Source organism: Candidatus Erwinia dacicola, from assembly GCF_001756855.1.
GTDB classification, from domain to species: Bacteria; Pseudomonadota; Gammaproteobacteria; order Enterobacterales; family Enterobacteriaceae; genus Erwinia; species Erwinia dacicola.
This window is the reverse complement of record NZ_MAYS01000239.1, coordinates 1-10,043: the sequence shown is the minus strand read 5'-3', so window position 1 is coordinate 10,043 and position 10,043 is coordinate 1. Positions and strand designations below refer to the sequence as shown.

The window sequence follows — 10,043 nt, the reverse complement described above, 5'->3', positions numbered from 1 at the left end:
ATAGTATTTTTTGAATGAAGTTTAGAAAAAATAACATCAACGCCATATACCATTTTTTGAATACTGTTTTTCCCTATTGTTCCCTGTGTACCATCATACGATGAGATATTAGGCTTACTAACACACCCTGCTAATACCATACATACAAAGGCAAAGAATAATTTGTATTTCATCGTTTACCCCTTTGTGATGGTAACTTTTTCCTGATCACCGCCAACATCAAGTGTCAGAACAGCTTTGTTAAACAAGCGGTCAACAACAAAGGTATTATCCACATAACGATAATTAACTAATTGCTGTTTTCCTGAGCCATTAATGACAAATAATGCGGGAGTTTCCTGTAGTTTTCCATCCATTTGAATAAACACCTGAGCACCATTGTCGTAAACCCGCAACGGTTTCATTTTATTATCGCCTTTAATGGTATAATCAAAATTTATAGGGGCAAGTCCCGTTTTATTTCCGGCAAGTGAGATACTGCTATTATCTGCACCTGAATTTTGATAGTACGCATTCCACGCTTTTTGGTTTTCATCTTCTGGATAACTGAATTTGACTAATGGAGTATAGTTTTTACTGTTTGAAATTAATTTAATGTGATAAGTACGGCGGTCTGTGACGACAACTAAATCCGTTGATAGTCCTGTGTCCGTTGGTTTTATAATAACATTCGTCTGATTCCCCTGTTTTACGGGGGTAGCGTGCCAACGAACAGAATCACCTAACTGAATACCCTCATTAACAATACGTTCGCCGGATTCAAGCTCAAAAACACTGAGTTTTAGCGGTGTGGCAATAATGGCCGCCTGACCTGCTCCATATGTGTACACGACTTCCTGACCGCCATTAGAAATATACTGTTTCCCGTTAACCCATTGATTTGCTGTTTTAATCGCCTGTTGTTCTTTTCGGCTTAAAGGTAAGTCTTTACCACCTAAGAGCATTGAAGATGGCATAGCCTGCTGTGGCGTTGTTGGTTGAGAGGTTGCACCTGTATTAATCCTTTCTATATTACTGACAGAAGGCACAACAGGATCAGCTAATGCAACGCCTGAAATCAGCAATGAGGTAAATAAAATTGTTTTTTTCATAACGTTATACCCTATTTATATTCTTCTGTAATTTGCATATTTTTAAGATATAACCCGATAGGGTTATTGATAATCATTTCAGCAGAAATAGTATCTGCATACTCAACCTGAATAACCGCTGAATAGTTTCGTGACAGAACATTTTTACCATCAGGCATAGCTTTCTTTTCTACCCATTCAGCCCTCCATGTATCTTTACTTAAAGGAAGAATGGCTTTTATTTCCACCTGATTTAAAAATTTCTGATTCATCGGATCATCAACTGAGAACATCTCCTGAACATATTTGTAAGGTTGCGAGTTGGTTTTGATGAAATAATAGACTGATTTAATAGCATCTAATTGCGCTTCTTTATCTCCGGCATAGACTACCCGCATATTTTTGATAATCGTTGCCAGTTGCGAACGTGTAACCGCATCTTTGCTTTGCCCTAAAGACTCTAGCTGATGAACCTGCAACGGCGCGTAATCTTTGTTGACTTCAACAACAAAAGGCACATATTTCACCTGAGAAGAGAAATAAATACAGCCAGAAATAGAGATAATAGCCGCGACAGCGCAAAGGATAGTAGTCCATCGGTAGAACGTAACTTGTTCTTTAGTCTTACCTAAAAAACTGTTCCAGCCGGACGATTTTTTGAATTTATCATCACTCATTGATTTTCCCCTGTATCATTATTTCCCTTGTTAGGCGTTTTACTGGTTCCGCTACTATTATTTCCGGTGCTTTTTGCATACGGACTGGCAATAGGTTTACGAGGGCTTTCTGTGGACTGTTGACTTTGTGCAGCATTATTTAACGCTGCACGGGTAATGTTTGCTGCCGTGGAGCCTCTGCTTCCTGCTGCTTTATTGAGTATTCCCTCACCAACGGATTTAGCGACAGCTTTCAGGGCTGCTCCCGTTCTGCTTTGTTGTGGTTTTCCTGATTCAGTATCCGTTGCTGTGTTACCCGTATTTTTATTAGGCGATTGTACTTTTCCCTCTTTCACTAACTGAGCACCGGATTTACCCCCGTTAGGCAGTGAACTACTACCGCCGGAACCGCCCCCACCGGCAACACCCGAGCCGCCGCCTTTGCTTAACGCATTCGCTAAATCACCGCCGGAAAGTCCGCCTGTAGCGGCTCCGCCTCCTCCTGCTGCATTGGCCGCCCCTGCCGCTTTAAAGGCGGCGGCTCCGGCATAACAGGCGGCGGTAAATGCTGCGGCGGCAGCGGCCATTGTTGCAAGAGAGCCGCCGATATTCATATTGCTATTGCCTAAGCTGGCACCAGTGACCATAGACTGTGCCATGTCGGGTATACCTTCAGCCAACATCATAAGCATGACAACAACAGCAACAATTGCGACGCAATTTGCAAATTCAGTAAAATTGAGAGTCAGGAATGAGGCAATAAAATTACCGCCAAAACCGATAATAAGTAATGTCATAAATAATTTAATGCCGCATGAGATAACGTAGGTAAAATAGCGTTTTGCATAGTCGCTGGTGAAAGCTATCCCACCAAACCCCAACAGAATTATTCCTCCATAAGAAACAATGTACGTCTCAAGCATGACTTTCAGTAAATAAAATGCAATTTTCGCATAAATAATCATTATAATTAATGCACAAATAACCTGCGTTAATAACGTTATAGGGTTTATCGGGTCAGTAAACACTTTGCCAACAACAATAAACCCTTGCTTTAATATTCCAACAGGCGTAGCTTGCATAGATGTTTGATTAGCTAATTGAGCTAGTTTCATAAAGCTATTTATGATTGCATCAGTCCACTCTTTAGCGTTTATTATAAATGCCAACCAGATACCAATAATTAAAACAAAAATTATCAGTTCTTTTATTATCTCCCCTAAATCAGCCCCCTTTAGAACCAGTGGAACCATTTTTAAGACCAGTGCAATAATCCCAAGTGTAAAAAGTAAATATTTGGCAGCTTTTTGCAAAGGCGGCAGCCACTTTTTTATTTCTTGTTGAAAAGAATCACTAAAAGTTTTGACAAAATTTGCATCTAAATTAATTTTGCTGTTTTTTGACTTTATAGTTTCCAATTGAATACAACTTTGATTATTACCCTTTGCACACTCATTAGTGTACTGATTTATTAAAGCTGTTTCTCTTCTACTTTCATCAATAAGACGGCGGACTTCTTCCGGCGACTTCCATTCACCAGTTAATCCACTTACATCATCCGCATATGCTAAATGTGTTAAAAATGGCATTAGCAATACACAGAAAAGGAAAATAATCTTTTTCATGGCACATCCTTAGCGTAGTTATCGTTTTAACCAATCTTCCGCATTACCTGAATCATCTGGAATAACAAAATTAGCTTTACCTCTATGTTGCGTATCTGTTTTTTCTTTAAGGCAACTTTGAACTGCAACACGTTGTTCAGCAACAACGGTAGATAGCTCATTAATCTGATAATGCAATTCTTTATTTTGTTTCCATAAATATCCAGTAGAAACAACGGTAATTATCAGGAGGAAAGAAAGTCCTGTGGTAATCAGTTTCATATTTAGTCCCTCTTTAGAAAATCAGCAGCAGTGTTGTTATCAGAATTTATGATCACATTCATTTCTGAACGCCGGATTGTATCGGCTCTCTCCGCATCTTTTTCGCTTTGTTGAGTCGCTGCCTGAGATGCCAGCAGGTTATTCTGGGACATTTGCAATTGTGCAAGCTGATTTATACTGTCTAACTGAGCGTTTGCGAGTTTACCCGCTGCCTGTAAAGCTGACACTGTGCCGTCTGCGTTGTTCAGTACGGCGTTATAGTCACTCACTTCAGCCTGTTGATTGGTGAACCATTCTTCAGACAGACCTCCTTGTTTAAGAACCGCTTTCACAGTGTCGTGATTCTGGTTACTCCACTGATTAAACAGTTGTGGGTAGTTGCCGTTCTGCAATGCGTCCGCAATATCAATATTTCCCATTTTTTTGTAATAATTAGCTACGTCCTGTCCGGCGTTGGCAATATTTTGTCCCTCGTGATAAATTCGTTTAAGCTCTTTAAACACACCTAAAATTTCTTCTTTGCTGGCACCGAGGTTTAATACTGAGGCAGGTAGTTCCTGCATATCTTTTATCTGGTTCTGAACGGTATGTATTTGCTGCCTGACTTGTTCAGTCAGTTGTATCTTATTGAGCCACTGTGTTGTTTCAGTCGCCCAACCGCCGGCAAAACTGCTGATGCTGGTAAGACTGCTTACAGCAAAGATACCCGCGATTAATAACTTTCTCATATTTCACCCCTTGATTTCAGTCTGTCTGTCAGATACTGCACATAGCCACTATCAACACCTTTAAAATCAAGCCACTGGTGCAGTAAATCTTCTTCACTGGAATGTTCAAAATCTAATTTATCTATCTCTTTTAAATCTTTTTTAGAGCTTGCGGCAACGGTAGCAAGTCCGATGTCACCCTCAACCATATCGAGGCTGAATGTCCGGCGAAAATCACCTTTTTTCACAAAATACTCACGCTTCGGCGTTAAATGACGGATTCTGCGGATTTCAGCGGCTTTGCAGCCAAGAATTTTATAAGCATTGATCGAAACTTCTTCCTCGGCGGCGGGGTTACTAAGAAACAGTTTTGTCGGGCAAGCCATAGCGATTTCTGAAAATACCAGCGGAAAGGCTTTTTCGATAATGTGCAGGTTCTGGGTGGAAATAACCACGGCAGCATTGCTTTTACGCCATTCACGCAGCCATTGTAAAAGGCGTTTACCCGCAACAGGTTCATCTAAAAACTTCCATGCCTCGTCAATATTAACCAGTGTCGGTCTTCCGTCGAGTTGTCGCTCAATCAGGTGGCAGAGATAAAAAAGTACCGGCAGTTTGATTTTATTGCCCCTGTCCAGTAATTCTCCATACTCAAAAACGGTAAAGTTACTGAGTGTAATTTGTTCTTGTGGCTGATTAAGCACTTCACCGTATGCCCCGCCGGAGCCGTACTGACTGAACAAATCTTTCAATTCGCGGTCTTGCAATTTTGTAATCAGTGAATCAATGTTACGGTACTGGCCGTCCTTATTATCCATTCTTGAGACAATTTTCAGGGCTTCATTCAGTTTTTTAACTTTTTCAGAATCCAGCTTTACGCCGTTAATTTCGGCAATATCCTGTAACCACTCAAACGCCCATATAAACTCACTCGGTTCATCTATACGCGCCAGCGGTGCAAAGTTAAGAGAATGCTCGCCCGTCATAATATCGTAATACTTTCCTCCCGATAGTTTGCAGAACACTTTTGCAGAACGTCCCTTATCAAAGGTAAATACCTGAGAATCAGGATACCGGTCATATTGAGAAGAAATTAATGTGACTAATGATGATTTCCCTGCACCTGTTTTACCGCCGATAATGCCGTGTCCTACATCGTCCTCATGCAAATTAAGATTAAACTCGGAGTTACCCGTTGTACTGACCTTCATCAGCGGCGGACTGTCCGGCGGAAAGAACGGGCAGGGCGATGTTTCTTCGCCCGTCCACAACGTGGAACAGGGCACTATATGCGTCATATTTCCGGTATGTAAAAGGGGTCGTCTCACATTCTCATAGGTATGAGACGGCAGACTGCCAAGGTAGGCATCCATTGCATTAACTGTCTCAATTCTTGCATTAAAATTGACGACATTTTTAATCGTGGTACGGATAAGATTTGTCGTTTCATCCAAACGGTCAATATCTTCATCCATAATCACTATTGTGGGCGTAAGATACAGATAGCGAACCGTATTTGAGTTATTTTCACCTTTAGCAATCTGTGCATCCTCTTTCATCGTGGCTGCATCATAATTAATATTATCGCTGTGTTTACCCATAAGTTGATCGACAAATCCACGAACTTTCTGCCCCCAACTTTTACGGTATTTTTCAATTTGCTTATCCGCATCTATCGGATCAAGAAATATGGCGCGGGTCGTCCAGCGATACTCACAAGGTAAATTTGATAACGATTGCAGCATCCCCATCACTGAGCTTGCCGGATAAGCATCAATGCAAAGCACACTGATATATTTATTACCAATTTTAAGACGAGGCTCAGTATAAAAATCATCCGTAGACAAAACAGCATCAAGAAACTGATTATCCGGATGAATGACCGGATAATTATCACCACTGATACAATGATTGAAATATTGGACTAAATCATTATAAACAACACCTGTAGCGTTATCATGGCGTACCCCAAGCCGGTGCAGAGTAAACGTTCCGCTTAATTGTCCGCTGAGTTCTGAAATAACGCTTTCAAAGTATTCAATGTGTTTATCTGTTAATGATTTTGATTTTTTAGTGCCGGATTCGTCGGTAACAAAGAAATCACTTAACCGACTTTTTGACATGCTTTCAGGTAAATAAGTAATTGAAAATGAAAGCACACTCGAAAAATGCGCCCCTGCGCTTTCCCATTTGATCCGGCGTTCTTCATCAATTAATTTATTCAGTAATGACGTAAAATGACTTTTTTCCGGCTGCGGATATTCTGAGGTTTCACTCCTTATTACCGTAAAGTGCAATGTGATACCTGTACCCAACCGGAGATAGGCAGCATTAAGTGCATTAACCAAGTCATTTAATTCAGAATTATCGGAATTTTCATAATCCCAACAGGTATAAATTAATCCGGCAGTCAGTGAACCATCTTTACCCAACATTAAGTTGGGAGTGATCATCACGCCAAAATTCAGTAAGTCAGCAAAAGAAAGTGATGTATTGTATTGTTTCTTATATAACTTCATTGTTTTTTCCTTCTGAATTTTGCACCAGTTGCAAACGGTGTGCTCCTTGCAGGGTAATAATAACGATATCGGATAGCCCGCTGAAAAATCAGCGACATGAAAGGATCGGCTTTCGCCATACGTCGCAACAGGTAAACCCCCACGCAGAAAACAACAAGACCCGCCCCCGCAATATAGAGGTTATAAGAAGAAAAAATCATAACGGCAGCAATTAAGCCCAAGCAATATAACGGTTTACGTTCACACCCAAAGACTAAATCAGGACGATTTAACGAGCGGTGAATAATAAAACTAACCAGCGGCTCTTGTGTTTTCATGGCGTTTACACCATAGACAGAGGGATCAATGCACCGTTACCCTGCCACATGTTGATAACCACACTTGCCCCTAAAATAATAGAGATAACCAGAACCACATAAACGATACGCTTGGTGAAATCAGACATTTCACCGCCCCAAATCAGCATCATTCCCGCAACGCAAATCCCGAGAAAGGAAATCGCCCCCGCTACGGGGCCGGTTATGCTGTTTTTGATTTTCTCAAGCGGACTTTCCCAAGGTAAACCTTGCGTCTGACCTGCCATTGCATGACTGCTTAACAACATACAGACCAGTAGCAATGCACCTAACACTATCAGTTGCTGGGTCAGTCTCGACTGGCTATAGTAATATTTCTCTAACATAGTTTTTCCTTAATTAACATAATCAAGCACAAATTCACTGCCGTTAAATTCTGTCACATTTGCGACTTCTTTGACTACCCGAACACCTTGTTCCCGTTTCAGGAAAACAACCCCGTCAATCGCCCGTCCAATCAGCCGGTTCACCCTTTCTGACATATTAATCCCGCTTTCTTCAATCAGATCGTAAAGGCGGTCAAACCCCTCAAGGGCACTGTCGGCATGAATGGTACATAACCCTCCGTCATGCCCTGTATTCCATGCTTTCAGCATAGATAACGCCGCTGCATCAACAACTTCACCAACAATAATACGGTCAGGCCGGTAACGCATCACACCGCGCAGTAACTGATTCATCGTCACATCCATTGTTTCAATCAGTTTTGAATAATTTTTTGCGCGGCACTGGATTTCATCCAGCGTTTCAAGAATGACGATACGATCATCAGGTGTAAATTGTGCCATCAGGTCAATAAAGGCATTAGAAAAAGATGTTTTACCGCTACTGGTTCCGCCGACGACTAAAATGTTTTTACGTTCTTTCACCCATGTAACCATCGTCGATTTCTGATTTTCAGTTAATTTAAAATCATCAAGAGAGAATATTTTTTTAGGTTTTTTACGGATAGCAAAGGTGGGCGCACTTGAAACGGGGGGATAGAACCCCTCAAAACGCGCATCATTAATAAGCAACGTTCCCTCAAGGCAAGGGTGGCGATTATCTATTGTTTTCCCCATGCTGTGTGCAATGGTGGCAAATAATGATTGAGCGTTATATAACGACATTTCGCCAATACTGAACATTGGCTTACCGATCTGCTCAACCCATATATTACCGTCAGGATTGAGCATGATTTCAATAGTGGTTTCATCCCTGAGATAAGGCGCAATAATATCGAACTCCCGCCAAAGCATTTTGGCAAGGTCACTGATTTTTTTATCATCACCCGTATTCATAAATCATCCCCGTAAAAAGAGTCTGCATTAAACCCGACACTGGAGTCTGCGTTATAAGGAGTGACAACCGTTTTTGCCAGTGAACCGGAAATGTTTCTTCCCACATACTTACTGACGTAACCATTTTTAAATCCGTTAACGTCATTACCCGTATTGTAAATACTCAATGATTTCATCAGCCGGTCGTTCTGGTGTTCTTTGGATGAAGTCATGTTCCATGCAGAAAGTAAAATTGTTGCTCCGTACTTCACATTATTGCAGGGTTCAAAAACAGAGCTTAATTCAGTATCAGTAATACCCAACATTTTAAAATTGCGGCTATTTACCTGCATTAAACCCACATCAACAGAATAGCCTTTTGCTATCCAGTATTGTGTCGCTGCAACGGCATCAGCCACGTTTTTCGGTTTAGGCTGGCTTCCGGCGGACAGCTTATTGACATTAACGGCAAAAGGATTACCGCCACTTTCAACCATAATAATTTTCTGTAACGTATCTGCGGCTATCTCCGGCGCACATGCAGACACACTCGGCATATCAATCAAGAGAACTCCTTTATTCAGGTGATAGCTACCGCATAAGGCGGTTCTATCAGCCCCACAGATAAAAAATTTTCACCTTAAAAATCAGTCAAATAAATAAAAAGGTCTGATTTTTGCGGTAATATTCCGGTCTGTTACTACACCAAAATAACGACTGTCAAAAGACAGATTATTTTGATTGGCGACAACGATATACTCCGTCGGTTTTAATAATATTTCCCTATCAATAATGTTCCACTGCTTAATTTTCCTGGCAATTGGCGCGGTATTCGGGACTAAAACATCATTAACAACAATGCCTTTATGGGTCACAGTTACCCTGTCCCCCTCAGTTGCTACGATTTTTTTGAGTAACGGTGCTGAATGCCGGCAACCTAAACCATCAGCAATGATGTGATGATCAACAGACCATCTTGCTATCTCATCATCAAGACAAACCAAAACCGTATCATTTTTTGTATAAGATGCTGGATAACTTTTGAAGTACACTCCTAACGGCATACTTTTAGTAAAATTGACAACGAAATAATGCTGATAAAGCATAACGCAACCGGACAAAACGCCGAAAAAGAGAAGGGTATTTAAAAACTTACGTTTCAGTGTATTGTTTGTGATCACAATCCGTACCCATAAGCTGCGTGAAAAGTAGTATAGGGTTAACATTGTTACAAAATACTGTATTTTATATAAAATACAGTACACCAACACCAAAGACAATAATTTATGAAAAAAAATTTTTTTGAATACATAGAAGAAGCAAAAAAGCTAACTATTTGTGATAGTTACCGAAAAATAGCCCAATATCTGGACGCTCCACCGATAAAAATTTCACAATGGAAACAGGGAAAAGGCTATGTCTCTCCCGCAGAATGCGCACACCTCGCAAGATTACTGGGGATCACAACAGAAGAAATTGCCTATGTAATCAAGGCAGAAAGAGAAGAAATCCCTGAAAAAAAAGAATACTGGTACAAAGAGGCTGAGATTTTTTCACGCCCGATAAACCCCCCTGAATCATTAAAACTGA

Annotated in this window: 12 protein-coding genes; 1 reads left to right on the top strand and 11 read right to left on the bottom strand. The window is 40.8% G+C overall.

Annotated elements, in window-relative coordinates:
* Nucleotides 1-176 precede the first annotated feature (176 nt).
* The 11 genes from trbG to BBW68_RS07420 form a co-directional block, all read right to left on the bottom strand.
* Nucleotides 177-1,091: a P-type conjugative transfer protein TrbG gene (gene trbG, locus BBW68_RS07470; protein ID WP_029403614.1), complete on the bottom strand. Its 915-nt coding sequence runs from the start codon at nucleotides 1,089-1,091 to the stop codon at nucleotides 177-179.
* 11 nt (nucleotides 1,092-1,102) lie between these two features.
* Nucleotides 1,103-1,747: a VirB8 family type IV secretion system protein gene (locus tag BBW68_RS07465; protein WP_070134646.1), complete on the bottom strand. Its 645-nt coding sequence runs from the start codon at nucleotides 1,745-1,747 to the stop codon at nucleotides 1,103-1,105.
* Nucleotides 1,744-3,351: a P-type conjugative transfer protein TrbL gene (gene trbL, locus BBW68_RS07460; RefSeq protein ID WP_070134645.1), complete on the bottom strand. Its 1,608-nt coding sequence runs from the start codon at nucleotides 3,349-3,351 to the stop codon at nucleotides 1,744-1,746. Before trbL ends, BBW68_RS07465 begins: the two co-directional genes overlap by 4 nt.
* Before the next feature lie 18 nt (nucleotides 3,352-3,369).
* Nucleotides 3,370-3,612: a hypothetical protein gene (locus BBW68_RS07455; protein WP_148127588.1), complete on the bottom strand. Its 243-nt coding sequence runs from the start codon at nucleotides 3,610-3,612 to the stop codon at nucleotides 3,370-3,372.
* 2 nt (nucleotides 3,613-3,614) lie between these two features.
* Nucleotides 3,615-4,340, bottom strand: coding sequence for a TrbJ/VirB5 family protein (locus BBW68_RS07450; RefSeq protein ID WP_070134643.1), 726 nt, complete (start codon nucleotides 4,338-4,340; stop codon nucleotides 3,615-3,617).
* On the bottom strand, nucleotides 4,337-6,838 hold the full coding sequence (locus BBW68_RS07445; RefSeq protein ID WP_070134642.1) for a VirB4 family type IV secretion/conjugal transfer ATPase: 2,502 nt from the start codon (nucleotides 6,836-6,838) through the stop codon (nucleotides 4,337-4,339). Before BBW68_RS07445 ends, BBW68_RS07450 begins: the two co-directional genes overlap by 4 nt.
* A complete protein-coding gene (gene trbD / locus BBW68_RS07440; protein ID WP_032300801.1) occupies nucleotides 6,835-7,155 on the bottom strand; it encodes a conjugal transfer protein TrbD in 321 nt (106 codons plus the stop codon). Before trbD ends, BBW68_RS07445 begins: the two co-directional genes overlap by 4 nt.
* A gap of 5 nt (nucleotides 7,156-7,160) precedes the next feature.
* Nucleotides 7,161-7,520, bottom strand: a complete 360-nt coding sequence (locus tag BBW68_RS07435; protein ID WP_070134641.1) for a TrbC/VirB2 family protein — start codon at nucleotides 7,518-7,520, stop codon at nucleotides 7,161-7,163.
* Nucleotides 7,521-7,529: 9 nt separating this feature from the next.
* Nucleotides 7,530-8,474: a P-type conjugative transfer ATPase TrbB gene (gene trbB, locus BBW68_RS07430; RefSeq protein ID WP_070134640.1), complete on the bottom strand. Its 945-nt coding sequence runs from the start codon at nucleotides 8,472-8,474 to the stop codon at nucleotides 7,530-7,532.
* The gene (locus tag BBW68_RS07425; protein ID WP_196562552.1) at nucleotides 8,471-9,010 is read right to left on the bottom strand and encodes a lytic transglycosylase domain-containing protein; all 540 of its coding nucleotides are present in this window, start codon (nucleotides 9,008-9,010) and stop codon (nucleotides 8,471-8,473) included. The genes trbB and BBW68_RS07425 overlap by 4 nt, the downstream gene beginning before the upstream one ends.
* Before the next feature lie 90 nt (nucleotides 9,011-9,100).
* Nucleotides 9,101-9,634, bottom strand: a complete 534-nt coding sequence (locus BBW68_RS07420; protein ID WP_186821300.1) for a S26 family signal peptidase — start codon at nucleotides 9,632-9,634, stop codon at nucleotides 9,101-9,103.
* 105 nt (nucleotides 9,635-9,739) lie between these two features.
* Between BBW68_RS07420 and BBW68_RS07415 the strand changes: the two genes are divergently transcribed.
* A partial coding sequence (locus BBW68_RS07415) for a hypothetical protein (protein WP_148127586.1) occupies nucleotides 9,740-10,043 on the top strand: 304 nt, incomplete at its 3' end.

Coding starts and splice junctions, on each gene's coding strand:
- trbG (WP_029403614.1), bottom strand. CDS start 1,091: ATGAAAAAAACAATTTTATTTACCTCATTGCTGATTTCAGGCGTTGCA.
- trbL (WP_070134645.1), bottom strand. CDS start 3,351: ATGAAAAAGATTATTTTCCTTTTCTGTGTATTGCTAATGCCATTTTTA.
- trbB (WP_070134640.1), bottom strand. CDS start 8,474: ATGAATACGGGTGATGATAAAAAAATCAGTGACCTTGCCAAAATGCTT.
- BBW68_RS07450 (WP_070134643.1), bottom strand. CDS start 4,340: ATGAGAAAGTTATTAATCGCGGGTATCTTTGCTGTAAGCAGTCTTACC.
- BBW68_RS07465 (WP_070134646.1), bottom strand. CDS start 1,747: ATGAGTGATGATAAATTCAAAAAATCGTCCGGCTGGAACAGTTTTTTA.
- trbD (WP_032300801.1), bottom strand. CDS start 7,155: ATGAAAACACAAGAGCCGCTGGTTAGTTTTATTATTCACCGCTCGTTA.
- BBW68_RS07435 (WP_070134641.1), bottom strand. CDS start 7,520: ATGTTAGAGAAATATTACTATAGCCAGTCGAGACTGACCCAGCAACTG.
- BBW68_RS07455 (WP_148127588.1), bottom strand. CDS start 3,612: ATGAAACTGATTACCACAGGACTTTCTTTCCTCCTGATAATTACCGTT.
- BBW68_RS07445 (WP_070134642.1), bottom strand. CDS start 6,838: ATGAAGTTATATAAGAAACAATACAATACATCACTTTCTTTTGCTGAC.
- BBW68_RS07425 (WP_196562552.1), bottom strand. CDS start 9,010: ATGCCGAGTGTGTCTGCATGTGCGCCGGAGATAGCCGCAGATACGTTA.